General features: G+C 66.2%; 21 protein-coding genes, 1 tRNA gene and 1 rRNA gene. 11 read left to right on the forward strand and 12 right to left on the reverse strand.

Features of this window, described 5'->3' with window-relative positions; genetic code table 11:
• On the reverse strand, positions 1-599 hold a 599-nt coding region (locus DDT93_RS13220; protein ID WP_456297926.1), incomplete at its 3' end, for a tRNA ligase subunit PheS family protein.
• A gap of 141 nt (positions 600-740) precedes the next feature.
• Between DDT93_RS13220 and DDT93_RS13225 the strand changes: the two genes are divergently transcribed.
• The 4 genes from DDT93_RS13225 (at position 741) to kdsA (ending at position 4,536) form a co-directional block, all read left to right on the forward strand.
• A complete protein-coding gene (locus DDT93_RS13225) occupies positions 741-1,886 on the forward strand; it encodes a serine hydrolase domain-containing protein (RefSeq protein ID WP_109466335.1) in 1,146 nt (381 codons plus the stop codon).
• Entirely contained in the window at positions 1,873-3,102 is a 1,230-nt protein-coding gene (locus tag DDT93_RS13230; protein WP_109466336.1) for a YbfB/YjiJ family MFS transporter, read from the forward strand. The genes DDT93_RS13225 and DDT93_RS13230 overlap by 14 nt, the downstream gene beginning before the upstream one ends.
• Before the next feature lie 54 nt (positions 3,103-3,156).
• A complete protein-coding gene (locus DDT93_RS13235; RefSeq protein WP_109466353.1) occupies positions 3,157-3,600 on the forward strand; it encodes a GNAT family N-acetyltransferase in 444 nt (147 codons plus the stop codon).
• 87 nt (positions 3,601-3,687) lie between these two features.
• A complete protein-coding gene (kdsA, locus tag DDT93_RS13240; protein WP_232825451.1) occupies positions 3,688-4,536 on the forward strand; it encodes a 3-deoxy-8-phosphooctulonate synthase in 849 nt (282 codons plus the stop codon).
• A gap of 76 nt (positions 4,537-4,612) precedes the next feature.
• Here kdsA and rplT read toward each other — a convergent pair whose 3' ends face one another.
• The 4 genes from rplT to pyk all read right to left on the reverse strand — a co-directional run bounded on the left by rplT (position 4,613) and on the right by pyk (position 7,075).
• Entirely contained in the window at positions 4,613-4,978 is a 366-nt protein-coding gene (rplT, locus tag DDT93_RS13245) for a 50S ribosomal protein L20 (RefSeq protein WP_109466338.1), read from the reverse strand.
• Between the two features lie 15 nt (positions 4,979-4,993).
• Positions 4,994-5,194, reverse strand: a complete 201-nt coding sequence (gene rpmI / locus DDT93_RS13250; RefSeq protein WP_109466339.1) for a 50S ribosomal protein L35 — start codon at positions 5,192-5,194, stop codon at positions 4,994-4,996.
• A 125-nt stretch (positions 5,195-5,319) separates the two neighbouring features.
• Complete coding sequence (locus tag DDT93_RS13255) at positions 5,320-5,544, reverse strand: hypothetical protein (protein WP_109466340.1); 225 nt, start codon at positions 5,542-5,544, stop codon at positions 5,320-5,322.
• A gap of 85 nt (positions 5,545-5,629) precedes the next feature.
• Entirely contained in the window at positions 5,630-7,075 is a 1,446-nt protein-coding gene (pyk, locus tag DDT93_RS13260) for a pyruvate kinase (RefSeq protein WP_109466341.1), read from the reverse strand.
• A 144-nt stretch (positions 7,076-7,219) separates the two neighbouring features.
• Between pyk and DDT93_RS13265 the strand changes: the two genes are divergently transcribed.
• The 4 genes from DDT93_RS13265 to DDT93_RS13280 all read left to right on the forward strand — a co-directional run bounded on the left by DDT93_RS13265 (position 7,220) and on the right by DDT93_RS13280 (position 11,093).
• Positions 7,220-7,957 carry an N-formylglutamate amidohydrolase gene (locus DDT93_RS13265; RefSeq protein WP_109466342.1) on the forward strand — a complete coding sequence of 246 codons (738 nt, stop codon included), beginning with the start codon at positions 7,220-7,222 and terminating at the stop codon, positions 7,955-7,957.
• A 162-nt stretch (positions 7,958-8,119) separates the two neighbouring features.
• Positions 8,120-9,757 carry an MFS transporter gene (locus DDT93_RS13270; protein ID WP_109466354.1) on the forward strand — a complete coding sequence of 546 codons (1,638 nt, stop codon included), beginning with the start codon at positions 8,120-8,122 and terminating at the stop codon, positions 9,755-9,757.
• Positions 9,758-9,880: 123 nt separating this feature from the next.
• The gene (locus tag DDT93_RS13275) at positions 9,881-10,195 is read left to right on the forward strand and encodes a DUF1244 domain-containing protein (protein ID WP_109466343.1); all 315 of its coding nucleotides are present in this window, start codon (positions 9,881-9,883) and stop codon (positions 10,193-10,195) included.
• A 103-nt stretch (positions 10,196-10,298) separates the two neighbouring features.
• Positions 10,299-11,093, forward strand: coding sequence for a DODA-type extradiol aromatic ring-opening family dioxygenase (locus tag DDT93_RS13280; protein ID WP_109466344.1), 795 nt, complete (start codon positions 10,299-10,301; stop codon positions 11,091-11,093).
• Here the strand turns inward: DDT93_RS13280 and DDT93_RS13285 are convergent.
• The 5 genes from DDT93_RS13285 to dgcN all read right to left on the reverse strand — a co-directional run bounded on the left by DDT93_RS13285 (position 11,078) and on the right by dgcN (position 15,745).
• Positions 11,078-12,121, reverse strand: a complete 1,044-nt coding sequence (locus DDT93_RS13285; RefSeq protein ID WP_109466345.1) for an alpha/beta fold hydrolase — start codon at positions 12,119-12,121, stop codon at positions 11,078-11,080. The two genes, DDT93_RS13280 and DDT93_RS13285, sit on opposite strands and share 16 nt — an antisense overlap.
• 237 nt (positions 12,122-12,358) lie before the next feature.
• Positions 12,359-12,784 carry an EamA family transporter gene (locus DDT93_RS13290; RefSeq protein ID WP_109466346.1) on the reverse strand — a complete coding sequence of 142 codons (426 nt, stop codon included), beginning with the start codon at positions 12,782-12,784 and terminating at the stop codon, positions 12,359-12,361.
• A 17-nt stretch (positions 12,785-12,801) separates the two neighbouring features.
• Complete coding sequence (locus DDT93_RS13295) at positions 12,802-13,665, reverse strand: D-amino-acid transaminase (RefSeq protein WP_109466347.1); 864 nt, start codon at positions 13,663-13,665, stop codon at positions 12,802-12,804.
• A gap of 27 nt (positions 13,666-13,692) precedes the next feature.
• Complete coding sequence (gene dgcA, locus DDT93_RS13300) at positions 13,693-14,658, reverse strand: N-acetyl-D-Glu racemase DgcA (protein ID WP_109466348.1); 966 nt, start codon at positions 14,656-14,658, stop codon at positions 13,693-13,695.
• 85 nt (positions 14,659-14,743) lie between these two features.
• A complete protein-coding gene (gene dgcN / locus DDT93_RS13305; RefSeq protein ID WP_109466349.1) occupies positions 14,744-15,745 on the reverse strand; it encodes an N-acetyltransferase DgcN in 1,002 nt (333 codons plus the stop codon).
• Positions 15,746-16,019: 274 nt separating this feature from the next.
• On the opposite strand from dgcN, the gene DDT93_RS13310 reads away from it, so the two are divergent.
• Together DDT93_RS13310 and DDT93_RS13315 are read left to right on the forward strand one after the other, a co-directional pair.
• Positions 16,020-16,979 carry an L-malyl-CoA/beta-methylmalyl-CoA lyase gene (locus DDT93_RS13310; RefSeq protein ID WP_109466350.1) on the forward strand — a complete coding sequence of 320 codons (960 nt, stop codon included), beginning with the start codon at positions 16,020-16,022 and terminating at the stop codon, positions 16,977-16,979.
• Between the two features lie 172 nt (positions 16,980-17,151).
• On the forward strand, positions 17,152-17,574 hold the full coding sequence (locus tag DDT93_RS13315; protein ID WP_109466351.1) for a hypothetical protein: 423 nt from the start codon (positions 17,152-17,154) through the stop codon (positions 17,572-17,574).
• Positions 17,575-17,649: 75 nt separating this feature from the next.
• Here DDT93_RS13315 and DDT93_RS13320 read toward each other — a convergent pair.
• Positions 17,650-17,726, reverse strand: a tRNA-Met gene (locus DDT93_RS13320).
• Positions 17,727-17,916: 190 nt separating this feature from the next.
• Between DDT93_RS13320 and DDT93_RS13325 the strand changes: the two genes are divergently transcribed.
• Positions 17,917-19,080: a WD40/YVTN/BNR-like repeat-containing protein gene (locus DDT93_RS13325; RefSeq protein WP_109466352.1), complete on the forward strand. Its 1,164-nt coding sequence runs from the start codon at positions 17,917-17,919 to the stop codon at positions 19,078-19,080.
• A gap of 102 nt (positions 19,081-19,182) precedes the next feature.
• Here DDT93_RS13325 and rrf read toward each other — a convergent pair.
• Positions 19,183-19,273, reverse strand: a 5S ribosomal RNA gene (rrf, locus tag DDT93_RS13330); the annotation flags it as partial.

Here is a 19,273-nt window from a genome sequence, read left to right on the forward strand (position 1 = left end):
GCGCGATACACGCCGCCCGGGCAGATGATGCGCAGCGGCGCGCCCATCTTTTCCATCGAGCGGATCTGCACCGGAGAGGTATGGGTCCGCAGCACGTGCGGCGGGCGATTGTCGCCCTCGGCGCGGTGCATGTAGAAGGTGTCCATCTCGGCGCGCGCCGGGTGGTGCGAGGGGATGTTCAGCGCGTCGAAGTTGTACCAGTCGGTGTCGATGCGCGGCCCTTCGGCGACCGAGAAGCCCATCTCGGCGAAGATCGCGGTCAGCTCTTCGGTCACCTGGCTGACCGGGTGGACCGTGCCCTGGCGGCGGTCGCGGCCCGGCAGGGTCACGTCGAGCCATTCGCTGCGCAGGCGCTCGTCCAGCGCGGCATCGCCCAGCGCCTCTTTCTTCGCCGCCAGCGCCGAGTTGATCTCGTCCTTGAGCGCGTTCAGCGCGGGACCGGCGGTCTGCCGTTCCTCGGGGGTCATCCGGCCCAGTTCGCGCATGGCAAGCGCCACTTCACCCTTCTTGCCGACGGCGGCAAGGCGGATCGCCTCCAGCGCGTTCTCGTCCGCCGCGTCCGCGATTTGGGTCAGGTATTTGGCTTTCAGATCGTCCATGACGGTTCCCCGGAAATTCCCGTGTCCTGCTAGCCTCAGAGCCTTCCGAATGCAACCCGGCGCGTCCGGACCGCCGCAAATGGCCGATGGACATTCCCTTTGCCGCGCGGATAGCGTGCCCCCACATGATGGGAGGAGATCATGACAGAACTGGATCTGGTCCTTGCGGACGCCGTCGCCGAACGCGACGTGCCCTTCGCGGTGGCCATGGTGACACGCTCGGACGGGGTGACCTACAGCGGCGCGGCCGGGACCGCAGCCGAAGGGCGCGCGGCGGCAGAAGACACGGTGTTCCGCATCTTCTCGATGACCAAGGCCATCGGCTCGACCGCCGCGATGATCCTGATCGACCGAGGGCAGCTTTCTCCCGACACCCCTGTCGGAGACATCCTCCCGGCTTGGAACGATCTGCAGGTGATCGACGGCTGGGATGGTGACAGCCCTATCCTGCGCGCGCCCCGGGTCCGCGCCACCGTCCGGCATCTCGCGACACATACCAGCGGCATCGAGTACGAGTTCTGGAGCGCCGACACCGCGAAGTACCTGCAGCAGACCGGCCAGCCGACGATCCTTTCGGGGCTGGAGGCGGCGCTGGCCTATCCCCTGACCTCGGATCCGGGCACGCGCTGGGGCTACGGGATCTCGATCGACTGGCTGGGCCGCCTGGTGCAGGAGGTCGATGGCCGCCGCATCGACCAGTTCTGCCGGGAAGAGATCCTCGATCCGCTTGGCATGACGGATACCGCTTTCGAGGCGGACGGGCTGGCCGCCCGGTTGTCCGACGTCAGCATGCGGACGCCCGACGGAGGGTTCCGCCCCACCAAGATCGCGCCGCCATCGCATCCCGAGTTTTACGGCTTGGGCCACGCGCTCTACTCCACCGCGCCCGACTACATCCGTTTTATCCGGATGATCCTGAACGACGGCCAGCTAGAGGGGAACCGCATCCTCAGTTCCGAGGCGATGCAGACCATGCGGGCCGACCAGATGCAGGGCCTTACCGTCCAGCCGATGACCTCGGTCGCGCCGCCGGTCAGTGCCGACGTGAACCTGTTTCCCGGCATCCGCACCAGCCACAGCTTTGCCTTCCTGCGCAACGACAGCGATGTTCCGGGCAAGCGCAGCGCCGGGTCGCTCGGCTGGGCCGGGATCTGCAATACCCATTTCTGGATCGACCCGGCCCGCGACCTTGGCGCGGTGCTGATGACCCAGTCGCTGCCCTTTGCCGAACCGGGGCTGATGAAGACCTACGATGCCTTCGAACGGGCGGTCTATGCCCGTCGCTGAGCCCCTTTCGCCAACGCGCGAACCCGCGCGACCGTGGCTGGTGCTGCTGGGCCTTGCCTTTGGCGTCTGCGTCACCAATGGCTTTGCCCGCTTTGCCTATGGGCTGATCCTGCCCGCGATGAAGGCCGAACTGGGCTGGACCTATGCCCAGGCCGGGTGGCTGAACACGGCCAACGCGTTCGGCTACATCGGCGGTGCGGTCGTCACCATGGTGATGATCTCGCGGATGAACCCCTCCTACCTGTTCAACTTCGGCCTGATCACCACCGCCGTCTCGCTCTTTGCCACCGGCATGGACCCGGCGCTGTGGTGGCAGACCACCTGGCGCATCCTTGCCGGGTTCTTCGGGGCGATGTCCTTTTCCACCGCCGGTGCGCTGACCGCGCAGCTGTTCCAGCGCGAGCCGAAGAAGAACGCGCTCGCCATCGCGCTGCTCTTCGGGTTCGGGGGCGGGCTGGGAATCGTGCTGTCCGGCGCGGTGCTGCCGCTGATGCTGGAACGCTATGGAACCGGCGCGTGGCCGCGGGCCTGGACTCTGATCGGTATCGCCTGTTTCGCCATGCTGCCGCTGAGCTTCTGGGCCGCGATGAGCGTGCGGCCCCCGAAGCAAGCGGTTCGCCTGAAACCGAACCTGCCGCTGCGGCGTATCCTGCCCGAGATGGGCGGTTATGCCGGGTTCGGGCTGGGCTATATTGTCTACTTCACCTTCCTCAGCGCGTGGATGACCGAACAAGGCGAAGGCGCATGGCTGATCGCCGGAACATGGGTGATGCTGGGGCTCTGCCTGTGCCTGTCGCCGTTCCTCTGGCGTCCCGTGCTCAGCCGGTTCCCGAACGGTCTGCCGCTGGCCATGATCCTGACCGGCATCGCCATCGGTTCGGCCATGCCGGTGGTCTGGCCCAACGGACCGGGGCTGGTGCTGTCGGCCACCATCTTCGGGCTCTGCGTGTTCATGTCGCCCAGCGCGGTCACTGCCTTCCTGCGTCACAACCTGCCCGCCGAAAGCTGGGGCCCGGCGATCAGCCTGTTCACCGTGGTCTTTGCGGTGGCGCAGACGATCGGGCCCTATGCTGCGGGATGGCTCGGCGACTACTCGGGTGACATCGGCACCAGCCTGCTGGTTGCCTCGGGCATCCTGCTGACCGGTGCGGCCTGCGCCTTGTTGCAGCGCCCGCTCCGCCCGGCACCGGAACAGGCGGTGAAACAGGGGGCTTGATCCCCTCCCCGCCGCGTGACCATCCTGACACCGCAAGAGACAAGGACACCGATGATGATCAGGCAGGCCCGCCCCGAAGATGACGCCGCCGTGCGCGCGGTGGCCGAGGAGGCCTACGCCCAGTATGTTGCCGCTATCGGGCGCAAGCCCGCTCCGATGACCGCCGACTACACGGCGCTGATCGCCGAAGGCGTGCTGTACGTCGCCGAGACCGCGCCCGGGGAGGTCGGGGGATTCATCGTCTACTTCCCGCAGGACGGCGTGATGTTTCTGGAGAACATCGCGGTCCACAGTTCGGCTGCGGGCGAGGGCCTTGGCAAGGCGCTGATGGCGCATTGCGAAGACACGGCGCGCGACATTGGCCTGCCGGCCATCGAGCTCTATACGAACGAGAAGATGACCGCGAACCTCTCGATCTATCCGCACCTTGGCTACGTCGAGACCGGACGGCGCGAGGAAGACGGGTTTAACCGGGTCTATTTCCGGAAGGCGCTCTGACAGGGAAAGCGGCCGGAGCGCAGTTGCGGGCATTGTTCATTGGCCGCACCCTAGTGGTAGCAAACGTCGAATTTTCGGAGAGGAAGCATGATGAGAACCATTCAGGTTGGGCAGCACCTCGTTGGCAACGACAGGCCGATGACGGTGATCGGCGGCATCAACGTCATCGAGTCCCGCGATCTCGCGCTTCGCGTGGCGGACGAATTCGTCAGGGCAGCCGAGGAGCTTGGCCTGCCCTATGTCTTCAAGGCCTCGTTCGACAAGGCGAACCGCTCCTCGATCCATTCCTATCGCGGTCCGGGGATGGAGGCGGGGTTAAATGTCCTGCGCGAGGTCCGCGAGAATTTTGGAGTGCCGGTGATCACCGACATTCACGAGCCTGCCCAGGCCGCGCCGGTGGCCGAGGTCTGCGACATCCTGCAGATTCCAGCGTTTCTGGCGCGGCAGACGGACCTCATTGCCGCAGCGGCTGCGACGGGGGCGGTGATCAACGTCAAGAAGCCCCAGTTCATGAGCCCCTCGCAGGTTCGCAACCTTGTCGAGAAGCTCGGCGAGTGCGGCAACGACAAGGTCATGCTGTGCGAGCGCGGATCGTGCTTTGGCTACGACAACCTCGTGGTCGACATGCTCGGTATCAGCGTCATGCGCGCCAGCAGCAACGACGCGCCGATCATCTTCGACGTGACCCACGCCCTGCAGATGAGGGACGCGGCGGCAGGCGCGTCCGGCGGGAGGAGAAGCCAGGTGGCAGAGCTTGGCCGGGCCGGGCTGGCTGTCGGGCTGGCCGGTCTGTTCGTCGAGGCACACCCCGACCCCGACAAGGCCCTGTGCGACGGCCCCAGCGCCCTGCCCCTCGACAAGTTGCGCCCGTTCCTTGCCCAGATGAAGGCGGTGGACGACCTGGTGAAGGGTTTCCCGAAGCTGGACATCGACTGATCCGCCAGACGGCACCCACGCGAAACGAAAAAGGCCGCCCCGAGGGACGGCCTTTCTGTCAGGTATCGTCAGGCGATCAGGCTGCGAGAGCGCCCTTGGCCTGCTCGACGATTGCACCGAACGCTTCCGGCTCGTGCACGGCCAGATCGGCCAGCACCTTGCGGTCGACTTCGATGCCTGCCAGCGCGAGGCCGTTGATGAAGCGGCTGTAGGTCAGCGCTTCGTCGTGGGCGCGCACGGCGGCGTTGATCCGCTGGATCCACAGGGCGCGGAAGTTGCGCTTGCGGTTCTTGCGGTCGCGGGTTGCATACTGGTTGGCCTTGTCGACGGCCTGGGCTGCAACCTTGAAAGTGCTCTTGCGGCGGCCATAGTAACCTTTGGCGGCGTCGAGGACTTTCTTGTGACGGGCGTGGGTGACGGTACCACCTTTGACACGGGACATGTGATCAGCCTCCTATCAGCGGTCGTAGGGCATGTAGCCCTTGACGATTTTGGCGTCGGGGGCACTCAGCGTGGTGGTGCCGCGTGCGTCGCGGATGAACTTGGTGGTGCGCTTGATCATGCCGTGGCGTTTGCCGGCCTGAGCAGACACGACCTTGCCGGTCGCGGTCACCTTGAAGCGCTTCTTGGCGCTCGATTTCGTCTTCATCTTGGGCATTTCCGTCTCCTTCCTTAAGGTCGGTTTTAGCGCGACTCGGCATGCCACATCGGCCGGCCACGCGGGTCAGAAGCGCCCCTATAGGCGGCATGGTCTGGGGATGCAAGCGTGAATCTGGAAATCGCTCAGCGGAGCAGGTCACCTATCACCACGTAGACCGCTTCGGCCAGTCCGGCAAGGTCGTAACCGCCGGGCTTGTGCAGTTGCGCGTAGACGCCAAGGCCCATGCCCGAGAGCAGTACCACCGAGGCCACGCGCGGCGGGCGGCCATCGGCATAGGCGCGGATCATTGACGGGATCGCGAGCACGATCAGGAGCAGGCCAAGAACGACGATCTGATCGGGATGCATGGCCTCTCCGAAGGGCGCGGGGCGACGGCCCGCCGGGGCGAGCCTAGCACGGGGCCGGCGCCGCCCTCAATCCGGCCGGGCCGCCTCAGCCCGGATCTGTGTTGTAGATCAGCCGCTCGTCGCAAGGCGCCACGCGCAGGATGTTGGTTGTGCCCGGCACGTTGAAGGGAACCCCGGCCATCACGACGATCTGGTCGGTCTCGACGGCGAACCCACCGGCGCGGGCCGCGCGGGCGGCGCTGACCACGGCCATCTTGAACCGCTCGAGCTCGCCCACGATGACGCAGTTGCAGCCCCAGCTGAGGCAGAGGCGGCGCGCGGTGCGTTCGAGCGAGGTCAGCGCGAGGATCGGGACGCGCGGGCGTTCGCGCGCGGTCAGCAGGCCGGTCGTGCCGCTCTGGGTAAAGCAGCAGATCGCCTTGATGTTGGTCGTCTCGGCGATCTCGCGCGCTGCGGCGACGATGCCTTCGGCCACGCCGTACTTCCGTTCGCCCCGCGAGGCGGCGATGATCTGCATGTAGTTCTCGTCCGCCTCGACCTCGACCGCGACCTTGTCCATCGTGGTGACGGCCTCGACCGGGTAGCTGCCGGCGGCCGACTCGGCCGAGAGCATCACCGCATCCACGCCTTCGTAGATCGCGGTGGCGACGTCCGACACCTCGGCGCGGGTCGGCATCGGGCTCTCGATCATGCTTTCCAACATCTGGGTCGCGACGATCACCGGCTTGGCCGCGTTGCGGCACTTGCGGGTCAGGCGCTTCTGGATCGGCGGGACCGCCTGCACCGGCAATTCCACCCCGAGGTCGCCGCGCGCCACCATGATCCCGTCAGAGACCGCGAGGATGGCATCGAAGTTGTCCACGGCTGCCGGTTTCTCGATCTTGGAGAGGATCGCGGCGCGGCCTCGGGCCAGTTCGCGCGCCTCTTCCACGTCGCGCGGGCGCTGCACGAAGGACAACGCCAGCCAGTCCACGCCGAGTTCGCAGGCGAACTCGAGGTCCTTGCGGTCCTTTGCCGAGAGCGCGGCGAGCGGCAGCACCACGTCGGGCACGTTCACCCCCTTGCGGTTCGAAATCACGCCGCCGGTGATGACGGTGCACTCGGCGAAGTCCTTGCCGTAGCTGTCGACCTTGAGGCGGATCTTGCCGTCGTTGACCAGCAGGTGCGCGCCGGGTTTCAGCGCGGCGAAGATCTCGGGGTGCGGCAGGCAGACACGGGTAACATCGCCCTCGGCCTCGTCGAGGTCGAGCCGGAACCTGGCCCCTTCTTCCAGCAATTCCTCGCCATTGGCGAAGGCCCCGACGCGCAGCTTGGGACCTTGAAGGTCGGCCAGGATGGCGATCGGGCTGTTCAGGTCCTGCTCGACCTGACGGATGATCTGGTGCTTGGACCGGATCTCGTCATGGGTGCCGTGGCTCATGTTCAGACGGAACACGTCGGCGCCCGCCTCGTGGAGCGCACGGATCATCTCGTAGGTTTCCGACGCCGGGCCCAGCGTGGCCACGACCTTGACGTTTCTCAGCCGCCTCATGCTGCTGCGCCTCCCATCATTTTCTTGTAATAGCCTGGTCTCATTGCGCACATGTTAACGCAAACATGCCTCGTTTTCCGTTATGGCCCAATTCCAATCGGCGGGCAACTCGCGTAACCCTTCGCCCAAACAGATCGCAGGCATATGACATATACCCCCTATTTCGTTCATGGCGAGGACCGTCCGGGCCGCTGGCTGGTGACATGCGACCACGCCAGCAATCTCGTCCCGCCCTTCGTCAACGGCGGCGATCTCGGCCTCCCGCGCGAGGACATGGAGCGCCACATCGCCTATGACGTCGGCGCCTACGGCCTTGCGCAACACCTTGGCCAGTTGCTGAACTCGCCCGTCGTTGCCTCTAATTTCTCGCGGCTGGTCATCGACCCGAACCGGGGCGAGGACGACCCCACGCTGCTGATGAAACTCTATGACGGCACGCTGATCCCGGCCAACCGCAACGCCGATGCGGAGGAGACGGAAAGACGGCTGACCCTCTGCTATCGCCCATATCATGAGCAGCTTGCCCGCTTTGCCGCCCTGCCCCATGCGGTGATCCTGTCGGTGCACAGCTTTACCCGGCAGCTGCGCGGCCGCGATCCGCGCCCCTGGCAGGTGGGCGTGCTGCACACCGAGGACACGCGGCTCTCGGACCCGCTGATCGCCGAACTCGCAGCCGAGGGCGATCTCTGCGTGGGAGACAACGAGCCCTACGGCGGGCACCTGCCGGGCGACGCGGTGGACACCCATGCCTCGGCCTTCGGGCGGCCCAACGTTCTGATCGAGGTGCGCAACGACCTGATTGCCGATCACGAGGGTCAGCGGGCCTGGGCCGAGCGGCTGGCGCCGGTGCTGGTCCGGGCGCTGGCTCGGGCGGGCGTCTGACCGCGCAGGAGCGCCCGGGCGCACGCAGCCATCTTGATCCTCGCCTGAAATCCGTGCGTTATGCGATGACGCCACGTCGGGTGCGGTTCGCCCTCGCCCGCCGAAAGCCGAACCGCGCCGTCCTGACCGACGGTGACAGGTGAGCGACCCGGGAGCAGAGCGATAGAACCGAGAACCAATACCTTCGCCCCCTTCGGCAATCCGACCTTCCGCGAGTTGTGGCTGGCCTCGCAGACGTCGAACCTCGGCGGGCTGGTGCAGATGGTCGGCGCAGGCTGGCTGATGACCTCGCTGGCCGGCAGCAGCGACATGGTCGCGCTGGTACAGGCGTCGAACACCCTGCCCATCATGGTCTTTTCGCTGGTCGCCGGGGCGCTGGCCGACAGCTTCGACCGCCGCCGCATCCTGCTGGGCGCGCAGGTCTTCATGTTCGTGGTCTCCGTCGGGCTGGCGGTCAGCGCCTACCTCGACCTGCTGGGGCCCTGGGGCCTCCTTGGGTTCACCTTTGCCATCGGCTGCGGCATGGCGCTCTACAACCCCTCGTGGCAGGCCAGCATGGGCGACATCGTCAGCCGCCAGAACCTGTCGGCCGCGGTCACCCTGAACGCGATGGGCTTCAACCTGATGCGCTCGGTCGGGCCCGCCTTCGGCGGCTTCCTCGTCGCGCTGGCCGGGTCTGCCGTTGCCTTTGCCTTCAACGCGGTGACCTACATCCCGGTGATGCTGGCGCTGCTGCGGTGGAAACCGCCGGCCAAGGAGGAGCGGCTGCCGCGCGAACCGCTGGGGCAGGCCCTTGGCGCCGGGCTGCACTACATGTCGATGTCGCCGCATCTGCTGAAGGTGCTGGGGCGCAGCTTTCTCTTCGGTTTCGCCGCCTCCTCGGCCATGGCGCTGCTGCCGCTGGTCGCCCGCGACATGCTGGGCGGCACCGCCGTGACCTACGGCCTGCTGCTGGGCTTCTTCGGCCTTGGCGCGATCGGTGGCGTCTTTGCCAACAGCCGGGTGCGCGAGCGGTTCCGCAACGAGCAGATCATCGCGGCGGCGTTCCTCGGCTTCGCGGTCGGCATGGTCATCCTTGCCCTTGGACGGCATATCGCCGTCAGCGCCATCGGCCTGCTGATCGCCGGGGCCTGCTGGGTGCTGGCCCTGTCGCTGTTCAACGTCACGGTGCAGATGTCGACGCCGCGCTGGGTGGTGGGGCGTGCGCTGTCGTTCTACCAGACCGCAACCTTTGGCGGGATGGCCCTCGGCGCATGGATCTGGGGCCTGCTGGCCGAGCACCAGTCCGTTTCGCTTGCCCTGCTGGTCGCCAGCGCGCTGCTGCTGGTCGGCACCGTCTCGGGGCGCTGGCTGGGCATGGGCGAATTCGGCGCGCTGGATCTCGACCCGCTGAACACCTTCAAGGAGCCCGAACTGAGGCTCGACCTGCAGGCGCGGTCGGGCCCGATCGTGATCATGATCGACTATATCATCGACGAGGCCGATACCGACGACTTCCTTGCCGCCATTCACCGGCGGCGGCGGGTCCGCATCCGCGACGGGGCGCGCAACTGGTCGCTGCTGCGCGATCTCGAGAACCCGGACCTGTGGCGCGAGCGGTTCCACGTGGCGACGTGGAATGACTACCTGCGCCACAACGCGCGGCGCACCAAGTCGGACCTCGAGGGCTTCGAGGCGCTGCTGGCGCTGCACCGGGGACCGGGCCGCCCGCAGGTGCACCGGCTGATCGAACGCCAGACCGTGCCGCTGCACGAGGATCTTGCGCTGAAACCGCTTCCGGCGGAGATCACGCCGCACTGACCGGGCGGCGAGCGCCGGGGCGCTGCCCCGGACCCCGGGATATTTTCAACCCAAAGAAGCGGCGGGGTGACAGGCGGGCACTGAGGCCCTAGATCCGTCGCAGAGCCAACCGGAGGACACGTCATGGACCGCCAGACCGAAATCGAGCTTGAAGCCGCCGCCTTCCGCCGCCTGCGCCAGCACCTGATGGAGGACCGCACCGATGTTCAGAACATCGACCTGATGAACCTTGCCGGGTTCTGCCGCAACTGCCTGTCGCGCTGGTACCAGGAAGCGGCCAACGAGAAGGGCATCGAAATGGGCAAGGAGGAGGCCCGAGAGCTGTTCTATGGGATGTCGATGGATGAGTGGAAAGCCAACCACCAGACCGAGGCGAGCGACGCGAAGAAGGCCGCCTTCGAGACCTCCTTTGCGGAGAATGTCACCGCCAAGGAGTGAGGAGGTTGTGCAGGCATGCACCATCCCTCTGCAACCTTGGCAACTTCCGCACAGGCCGGTGGCATCCTATTCTTCATGCCACTGGCGGTAAGGAGACTGTGCCATGACCCGTATGCCCACCTACTTCATCTCGCACGGCGGCGGCCCCTGGCCGTGGATCGACGACATGCGCCGCGCTTTTGCCAAGCTCGAAACCTCGCTTGCCCACATGCCGGCGGAGTTGCCGGAGACGCCCAAGGCGATCCTTATGGTCTCGGGCCATTGGGAGACCAACGAGGTCGCGGTGATGCACTCGGCGCAGCCGAGCATGGAATACGACTACTACGGCTTTCCCAAGCACACCTATGACATCGTCTATCCCGCGCCCGGTGCCCCGGCGCTGGCGGAACGGACGGCGGAGCTGCTGAAGGCGGCGGGGTTCGCCGCGCGGCTGGACGACAGCCAGGGGTTTGACCACGGGACCTTCGTCCCGGCCTACATCATGTACCCCGAGGCACAGGTCCCGGTGTTCCAGGTCTCGATCCGCAAGGATTACGACCCGGCCAAGCACTTCGCGATCGGTCGCGCCCTCGCACCGCTCAGGGACGAGGGTGTCCTGATCGTCGGGTCCGGCCTGAGCTATCACAACCTGCGCCTGTTCGGACCGCAGGCCAAGGTGCCCTCGACCGAGTTCGACACCTGGCTGGCCGGGGTGATGCAGCTGCCGCCCGCGGAGCGTACCGCGGCGCTGCTGGACTGGGAGAGCGCGCCCTACGCGCGGATCTGCCACGCGCAGGAGGACCACCTGGTGCCGCTGTTCACCGCGCTGGGCGCGGCCGAGCAGGACGCGGCCACGCAGGTCTATCACGAGACCGGTATCTTCGGCGGCGTAACGGCGTCGAGCTATCGCTTCAACTGACCGGTCTGGTCAGCGGCGTCCACCTCGTCCTCGACCGGGTCGGGGTGGACGATCTCTTCTGCCATCGGTTCCTCGGGGAGGGGCTGATCCTCGATCCCCGCGATCTTGCGGATGAAGGCGATGCAGAGGTCGGGGGCGGTCAGCGGCAACATGTGCCCCCGCCCCGGCAGTTCCTCGTAGGTGAGGTTGTAGCGCTTCATCGACCGTCCCTGCACCACCGGGCTCAGCAACGCGTCCTCGGCACCGTAGAGCACCCCGCCGGGAACAGTCAGTTCGGGGTAGCGCCGCACCTGCGCCGGCAGGGCGTTTTCCAGCATCACGAGATCGCAGGAGGCGGTGACGAAGGCCCGGGGCCGCAGCCCCAGCGCCGCGCCGCCGATGGTCATGAAATGCGGCACCGGCGCCTCGGGGGCGAAGACATGCTCCAGCACCTTGCCGGCGGTGGCCTTGCCGATGGGGCCCGCGATGGTATTGGCGACCAGCCGCCGCATCATCGGCGAGTGCAGTTCCAACCCCTTGAACACCGGGTCGATCTCTTCCTGCACGTGCGTGAGCGGCGCCAGAAGGGCCAGTGCCTTGGTCTTCAGCGGCCGTTCGAGCGCGATGGCCAGCGCCACCGCCCCACCAAGGGAATGCCCCACCACGACCGGAGACTCGATGCCGCGGGCGTCCATGAACTTGCCGATCATCCGCGCCTGCGAGAACAGGCTGGCGTCTTCGTCGGCTTCGCGCTCGGAGTAACCGCAGCCGGGGCGATCGATGGCGAAGACGTGGAAGTCTTCGGCCAGTTTCTCGGCCATCGCATAGGTGAAATGCTGGAGCTGGCCCGAGATGCCGTGGATCAGCACCAGCGCCGGTTTCTCCCGGTTGCCGAACTCGACGTAGTGGATCGCCCCGCCGCGCACCGGCTGGACCTGTCCCGCCCTCGGCACCATCCGCTCGGCCCGGCGCGCCAGGGACCGGGACCAGAGGAACAGCCACAGGGCGACCGCGATCACGAAAAGCAGGGGAACGAGCAGATAGACCATAGGTGAACCACGTGCAGTTGAACAACCGGGAGGAGATCCCGCCCCGACGCTACACCGCGCGGACAGGGGAGTCTCCCTGCCCCCGCGCAGAAGACGGGGCAGCGTGACCTTCGCGCCGCCCCTTGGCCGCAGCCTAACAGGATTCGTCAACGATGGGGAAGCTTGCGGGCAGAGCGGCCACGCGGCGCCGACAATCACGCGCTTCGGCCGGCCCGGCGGGGCCCGCGAGAGCACGAATCAGGTTAGCGCCAGAACCAGTGCCCCGGCCGAGATCAGGCCGACCCCGGCCCAGCCTCCCGCGCTCAGCCTCTCGCCGAGGAACACGGCGGCGAAGAGCGCCACCAGCACCACGCTCAGCTTGTCGATGGGGGCCACCTGCGAAGCCTTGCCGATCTGAAGCGCGCGGAAATAGCAGAGCCAGGAGGCGCCGGTGGCGAGGCCCGAAAGGACAAGAAAGACCATCGCCTTGGGCGGCACCTTGCCCAGGGGTTCGAAGCCGTCCGTGGCAAGGAGGATGCAGGTCAGCGCCACGATCACGACGATGGTGCGCAGGAAGGTGGCGAAGTTGGAGTTGATATCGCTGACGCCCACCTTGGCAAAGATGGCGGTCAGCGCCGCGAAGGCCGCGGAAAGAAGGGCCCAGAACTGCCAGCTCTGCAACATCAGGGCCCTCCTCAGGCTCAGATCGCCGTCTTCAGGCTCTCATCAAGATAGATCTCGCGCAAGCGCTTGGACACCGCACCCGGCGCGCCGTCGCCGAGGGCCACGCCGTCGATCTCGACCACCGGCATGACGAAGGCCGAGGCGGAGGTGGTAAAGGCCTCGTCGGCCTCCTTCGCCTCTTCGACGGTGAAGTTGCGCTCGACCACTTCCATCTGCGCTTCCTTGGCAAAGCGCAGCACGGCGGCGCGGGTGATGCCGTGCAGGATGTCGTTCGACAGCGCGCGGGTGATGATCTTGCCACCCTTCACGATATAGGCGTTGTTCGACGAGCCCTCGGTGACGAAGCCGTCCTCGACCAGCCATGCGTCGTCGCAGCCCGCCTTCTTGGCCATCATCTTGGCCATGGAGGGGTAGAGCAGCTGTACCGTCTTGATGTCGCGGCGGTGCCAGCGGATGTCAGGCACGGTGACGATCTTGGTGCCCTTGGCGGCCTTCGGGTCCTTGTCGAGGCCCGGCTTGTTCTGGGTGAACAGCACGATGGTCGGCGCGGTGGTTTCCGGGTCGGGGAAGACGAAGTCGCGGTCGCCGGGGGCGCCACGGGTGATCTGCAGATAGACGAGGCCGTCGACGATCTCGTTCTTCGCCACCAGCTCGCGGTGGATCTCCAGCAGTTCGTCCTTGCTGACCGGGTTCGCCATCTCGAGCTCGCCGAGGCTGCGCGCCAGGCGCACCGCGTGGCCCTCGAAGTCGATGAGCTTGCCGCCCAGCACCGAGGTCACCTCGTAGACGCCGTCGGCCATCAGGAAGCCGCGGTCAAAGATCGAGACCTTGGCCTCGGTTTCCGGCAGGTACTCGCCGTTCAGGTATACGGTGCGTGTCATTGTTCGTCCTTTCGTCCCGGTACTGTCTCAGCCCCACAGCGCAGCGGCCGGCGGGTGCACACCCTTGTCATCGAATTCCAGCGGCACCTCGCGGTCCTCGCCCAGCAGCAGCGGACCGTCGAGGTCAGTCACCAGCGCGCCCTGCGCCACCAGCGTGGCGGGCGCCATGGCCAGCGACGACCCGACCATGCAGCCGACCATCACCTTGTAGCCTTCGGCCAGCGCCGCGTTGCGCAGGGCCAGCGCCTCGGTCAGGCCGCCGGTCTTGTCCAGCTTGATGTTCACCACGTCGTACTTGCCCTTCAGGTGGGGCAGGCTGGCGCGGTCATGGCAGCTCTCGTCGGCGCAGACAGGCACCGGGCGGTCCATGCCGATCAGCGCCTCGTCCTGCGAGGCCGGCAGCGGCTGCTCGACCAGTTGCACCCCGAGGCGCACCAGATGCGGTGCGAGGTCGGCGTAGACCTCGGCGCTCCAGCCCTCGTTGGCGTCGACGATGATCCGCGATGTCGGTGCGCCGGCGCGTACGGCTTCCAGGCGCGGCATGTCGTCCGGCGTGCCGAGCTTGATCTTCAGCAGCGGGCGGAAGGCATTCTTGGCGGCCTGCGCCTGCATCTCGGCAGGTTCGGCCAGCGACAGGGTATAGGCGGTGATCTCCGGCCCCGGAACCGGCAGGCCCGCCAGCTCCCAGGCGCGTTTGCCCGCGCGCTTGCACTCCAGATCCCAGAGGGCGCAGTCAACGGCATTGCGCGCCGCCCCGGCGGGCAGAAGACCGGCCAGCGCCGCGCGGTCGAACGTGGCGGGCAGCCCCTCGATCTCGGCAGTCACCGACTCCAGCGTCTCGTCATATCGGGCATAGGGCACGCATTCGCCCCAGCCGGTCACGTCGCCATCGGTGATGCGGACGGTCAGCACCTGCGCCTCGGTGCGCGACCCCCGGGAAATGGTAAAGACCTGTGCCAGCTTGAACACATCGCGGCTCACTTCGATCTTCATCCCGGGGTCATCCTTCTTTGGGTCTCAAATATCCCCGCCGGAGGCTCCGGCGGGGTCAGTCTCGCGTCCGGCTGCAAACCGGGCCTTACATCGCCAGCAGGGCGTCCGCCAGACGGTCCGCACCCTGGCGGAAGGGGTCGATGGTCGGCAGGCCCAGACGTGCCTCGACCTCGGCCATATAGGCCAGGGCCTCTTCCTCGCTCAGGTGCTGGGTGTTGATCGACACGCCCACGACCTTGCAGTCCGGGTTGGCGACCTTGGCCAGTTCCAGCGCCACGTCGCGCACGGCTTCGAGGGTAGGCAGCTTGTAGCCCGGCAGGCCGCGCATGTGCTCGCGGGTCGGCTCGTGGCAGAGGATCAGCGCGTCCGGCTGACCGCCGTGGACCAGAGCCATGGTCACGCCCGAGTAGGAGACGTGGAACAGGGAACCCTGCCCCTCGATCAGGTCCCAGTGGTCCGGATCGTTGTCGGGGGTCAGCCATTCGATCGAGCCGGCCATGAAGTCGGCGATGACGGCATCGAGCGGCACGCCGCCGCCGGTGATCAGGATGCCGGTCTGGCCGGTGGCGCGGAAGGTGCTCTTGGCGCCCTTCTTGCGCAGCGACTCGTCAACGGCCAGCGCGGTGTACATCTTGCCGACCGAGCAGTCGGTGCCCACGGCCAGCATCCGCTTGCCGGTGCGCTTCTCGCCGTTGGCGATCGGGTACTTGACGGAGGGCACGCGGACGTCGTGCAGGGTGCGGCCACAGGCCTTGGCGACGGCGACAAGGTCTTCCTCGTCGCGCAGCAGGTTGTGCAGGCCCGACGCCAGGTCGAAGCCTTCCTCGAGCGCCTGCACGAGAACCTTCTTCCACGCCTGCGAAATGATCCCGCCGCGGTTGGCAACGCCGATCACCAGGGTCTTGGCACCGGCGGCCTTGGCTTCGGCCAGGGTCATGTCAGGCAATTTCATGTCCGCCTTGCAGCCTTCCATCCGGAACTGGCCAACCGCGTTCTCCGGGCGCCAGTCCTTGATGCCCTGGGCCACCTTGGCGGCGAGCGCATCGGGCGCATCGCCCAGGAACAGAAGATAGGGGGTCTCAATCATTGCGCGGATCTCCTTTGGATTTCCCTACAACATAGGGGGTTTCACGGTCGACCGCTTTGCGAAAATCGCCGCGTCGCGGCGTATGGCTGCACGTTTCTTCGAAGGAATACCAGTTCTGCCGGAGATTCTTGCGGGTTAGTCGAAAGGTAAGGCTGATACGTGCCGCGAAACCCGGCAGGTTTCTGCACCCGCACAATGCGCTTGCGATCATGAGCGCAATTTAATAACTCAAGATCAGATAATGACGTAATATCCTTTCGCCACGGAGCACCTGATGTCCTTTCGCCTCCAGCCTACCCCGCCGGCCCGCCTGAACCGCTGCCAGCTGTTCGGCCCCGGGTCCAACACCAAGCTTCCGCCGAAGATGGCGGCGAGCGAAGCGGACGTGATCAACCTCGACCTCGAGGACTCGGTCGCACCCGACGACAAGGAACAGGCGCGCAAGCTGGTCATCGAGGCGATCAATGATATCGACTGGGGCACCAAGACGCTGTCTGTGCGGATCAACGGGCTCGACACGCCCTACTGGTATCGCGACGTGGTGGACGTGCTGGAGCAGGCCGGCGACCGTATCGACATGATCATGATCCCGAAGGTCGGCTGCGCCGCGGACATCTACGCCGTCGACGCGCTGGTCACCGCCATCGAGCGCGCCAAGGGCCGCACCAAGCCGATCGCCCTTGAGGTGATCATCGAATCCGCAGCCGGGATCGCCCATGTGGAAGAGATCGCCGCCGCCTCACCCCGGCTGCAGGCCATGAGCCTCGGCGCCGCCGACTTTGCCGCCTCGATGGGGATGCAGACCACCGGCATCGGCGGCACGCAGGAAGATTACTACATGCTGCGCGAGGGGCAGAAGTACTGGTCCGACCCCTGGCACTGGGCCCAGACCGCCATCGTCGCCGCCTGCCGCACCCACGGGCTGCTGCCGGTGGACGGCCCCTTCGGCGACTTCTCGGACGACGACGGGTTCCGGGCTCAGGCCCTGCGCTCGGCCACGCTCGGCATGGTCGGCAAATGGGCAATCCATCCCAAGCAGGTGGCCCTTGCAAACGAGGTCTTTACCCCGCCCGAGCACAAGGTGACCGAGGCGCGCGAGATCCTCGCGGCGATGGCAGAGGCGACCAAGTCCGGCGCCGGGGCCGTGGTCTACAAAGGCCGCCTCGTCGATATCGCCTCGATCAAGCAGGCCGAGGTGATCGTGAAACAGTCGGAGCTGATCGCCAAGGGCTGAGCCAGTTTCGACGGCTGGACCGCCTCCGGCGGGAGTATTTGGAAAGAAAAGAATAGACGCGCGGGACCGGCTGGCCTCGCGCGTCCTTTTCGTTGCACTGGAAGAGGTTGCTGACGCAGCTATGTCAGCAGCCATGTGCGAGACTGAGCCGGACTCACCAAGGAGAACTTACATGAAAGACGTCAATGCGCTGCTGTCGACCTGCCAGTTGGAGCCGGTCTGGTTCGTCCGCGCGGAGCTCGCCGACCGTGACGATGCGCGCGTGCGCGAGGCCGTGACCGAGGCTGTCGGCCTGGTCTACGGCTCCTACGACAGCGTCGCCTTCGAGAGCGCGCGGGGCATGCAGTACTGCCGCCCGATCGAAGGCTCTCACGAGGGGTCTCCGGTCGGCCTGGTCGAGATCCCGGTGCGCGAGTTGCGGTTCTCCCTGCCGCGCGATCGGGAGACGCTCACGCGGGCGCTGGAAGCCATCCGCGCGGTGCATTCCTACGAGGAACCGGTGATCTCCGTCACCGAAGGCTGGGCCACGCGGGCCGACTATTCGAAAGGCAAGGACAACCCGAACCGCTGGTGGAACCGCGAAGGGGAGCGTTGAGGGAGGGAGCGGCCGTCTGAGGTCTCAGATACCAAAAGGCCCCCGGCGAACGATCGCTCGGGGGCCTTATTTTATTGGTTGCGGGAGTAGGATTTGAACCTACGACCTTCAGGTTATGAGCCTGACGAGCTACCGGGCTGCTCCATCCCGCGCCAGTTGCGAGGGCCTATCTAGACCTGTCTCCGGGCAGTTGCAATGCGTTCTGCCAACTTTTTTGACATTTTTCTTACACGGTTTTGTGCGTCCCGAAACACGCCGATTCCTGCCGGTTCGAGGCTTTGAAAACCAGGTTTTACGGGCATTCCCGTGCTATGGTGGGCGCGAGACTAGGGAGGTGCGGGCATGACCGGAAGGACCAGTTTGCTGATCGGGACGACAAAAGGCGCGTTCCTGCTGCACGGGGACGATTCCCGATCGGCCTGGCGACTCGCGGGGCCCTTCTGCGACCTCTGGCCCATCAACCACGTGGTGGGCGATTCGGAGACCGGCGCGCTCTGGGCCGCCGGGGGCAGCGCCTGGCACGGGGCCGGGGTCTGGCATTCTGCCGACGGCGGAGAGAGCTGGACGCTCGCGCGGCTGTCGGGGGGAGAGAGCGATGCCTTCGTCACCGAGAACCCCGAGGTGGCCGAGCAGCTGGGTATGACCGCCCCCGAGCCTGCACCCTTTACCGGTGCTTTCGATTCGGTCTGGTCGCTCTGCCGCGCCCACGGTCGGGTCTATGCAGGAACCCGCCCCGCAGCGCTCTATGTGAGTGAGGATGATGGCGTGAGCTGGGAGAAGCTGACCGGCCTCACTGATCACCCCAGCGCCGCGGAATGGGAACCCGGTGGCGCTGGCCTCACACTGCACACCATTGTCGCCCATCCCGAGGAGCCGGGAAAGCTCTGGGTCGGCATCTCGGCCGCCGGTGTCTTTGCCACCGAGGACGGTGGGCAGAGCTGGGAGCGACGGATCAGGCGCTCCAATGCCGGTGCGACGCCCGATCTGAACCACCCCGCCGGCGGGAGCGATACGGAGGTTGGCATGTGTGTCCACAACATGGTGCGGGCGCCAGGAGCGGAGGGCGACCTGCTCTACCAGCAGAACCACCACGGGGTTCTGCGCAGCACCGATGGCGGGCGGAGTTGGGAGGATATCACGCCTGGCCTGCCTTCGAGCTTCGGCTTTCCCGTCGCGGTGCACCCCCGCGATCCAGACATGGCCTGGGTCTTTCCCCTGAATGGTGACTCCCTCGGCCGCTTTCCTACAGACGCAGCGGCGGCGGTCTGGCGGACATCCGATGGAGGCGGGTCCTGGGCACGTATGGATCAGGGACTGCCTTCGGAGGGCTGCTTCTTCACCGTGCTGCGCCAGGCGATGTCGAACGATACCCGCGAGCCGTGCGGCCTGTATTTTGGGACGAACAGCGGGTCAGTGTTTGCGAGCCGGGATGCTGGTGAGAGCTGGGCGGAGATCGCGCGTCATTTGCCGACGGTTCTGAGCGTTGAGGCTCTTGCCCGGATTTGAAGTGATGTGTTTTGAACCCGAGAACGCCGCGCGGGTTGTGTCCGTGCGGCGTTCTCGGGATTGTTTTGTTTTGATCGATATAGAGAGAAGGATGTTTACTAGGTCTGGCGATGCCCTACTCTCCCACGTCTTGAGACGCAGTACCATTGGCGCAAAGGCACTTAACTTCCGGGTTCGGAAAGGGACCGGGTGT

Origin of the sequence: Albibacillus kandeliae (assembly GCF_003116585.1) — a bacterium.
Taxonomy (GTDB): domain Bacteria; phylum Pseudomonadota; class Alphaproteobacteria; order Rhodobacterales; family Rhodobacteraceae; genus Albibacillus; species Albibacillus kandeliae.

Bases quoted from the DNA above. Each gene is read 5' to 3' on its own strand.
- DDT93_RS13275 (WP_109466343.1), top strand. From the start codon at position 9,881: ATGGACCGCCAGACCGAAATCGAGCTTGAAGCCGCCGCCTTCCGCCGC.
- pyk (WP_109466341.1), bottom strand. From the start codon at position 7,075: ATGAGGCGGCTGAGAAACGTCAAGGTCGTGGCCACGCTGGGCCCGGCG.
- DDT93_RS13235 (WP_109466353.1), top strand. From the start codon at position 3,157: ATGATCAGGCAGGCCCGCCCCGAAGATGACGCCGCCGTGCGCGCGGTG.
- rplT (WP_109466338.1), bottom strand. From the start codon at position 4,978: ATGTCCCGTGTCAAAGGTGGTACCGTCACCCACGCCCGTCACAAGAAA.
- DDT93_RS13310 (WP_109466350.1), top strand. From the start codon at position 16,020: ATGTCCTTTCGCCTCCAGCCTACCCCGCCGGCCCGCCTGAACCGCTGC.
- DDT93_RS13290 (WP_109466346.1), bottom strand. From the start codon at position 12,784: ATGTTGCAGAGCTGGCAGTTCTGGGCCCTTCTTTCCGCGGCCTTCGCG.
- DDT93_RS13295 (WP_109466347.1), bottom strand. From the start codon at position 13,665: ATGACACGCACCGTATACCTGAACGGCGAGTACCTGCCGGAAACCGAG.
- DDT93_RS13225 (WP_109466335.1), top strand. From the start codon at position 741: ATGACAGAACTGGATCTGGTCCTTGCGGACGCCGTCGCCGAACGCGAC.
- kdsA (WP_232825451.1), top strand. From the start codon at position 3,688: ATGATGAGAACCATTCAGGTTGGGCAGCACCTCGTTGGCAACGACAGG.
- DDT93_RS13285 (WP_109466345.1), bottom strand. From the start codon at position 12,121: ATGGTCTATCTGCTCGTTCCCCTGCTTTTCGTGATCGCGGTCGCCCTG.
- DDT93_RS13230 (WP_109466336.1), top strand. From the start codon at position 1,873: ATGCCCGTCGCTGAGCCCCTTTCGCCAACGCGCGAACCCGCGCGACCG.
- dgcN (WP_109466349.1), bottom strand. From the start codon at position 15,745: ATGATTGAGACCCCCTATCTTCTGTTCCTGGGCGATGCGCCCGATGCG.
- DDT93_RS13325 (WP_109466352.1), top strand. From the start codon at position 17,917: ATGACCGGAAGGACCAGTTTGCTGATCGGGACGACAAAAGGCGCGTTC.
- DDT93_RS13280 (WP_109466344.1), top strand. From the start codon at position 10,299: ATGACCCGTATGCCCACCTACTTCATCTCGCACGGCGGCGGCCCCTGG.
- DDT93_RS13315 (WP_109466351.1), top strand. From the start codon at position 17,152: ATGAAAGACGTCAATGCGCTGCTGTCGACCTGCCAGTTGGAGCCGGTC.
- DDT93_RS13255 (WP_109466340.1), bottom strand. From the start codon at position 5,544: ATGCATCCCGATCAGATCGTCGTTCTTGGCCTGCTCCTGATCGTGCTC.
- dgcA (WP_109466348.1), bottom strand. From the start codon at position 14,658: ATGAAGATCGAAGTGAGCCGCGATGTGTTCAAGCTGGCACAGGTCTTT.
- DDT93_RS13265 (WP_109466342.1), top strand. From the start codon at position 7,220: ATGACATATACCCCCTATTTCGTTCATGGCGAGGACCGTCCGGGCCGC.
- rpmI (WP_109466339.1), bottom strand. From the start codon at position 5,194: ATGCCCAAGATGAAGACGAAATCGAGCGCCAAGAAGCGCTTCAAGGTG.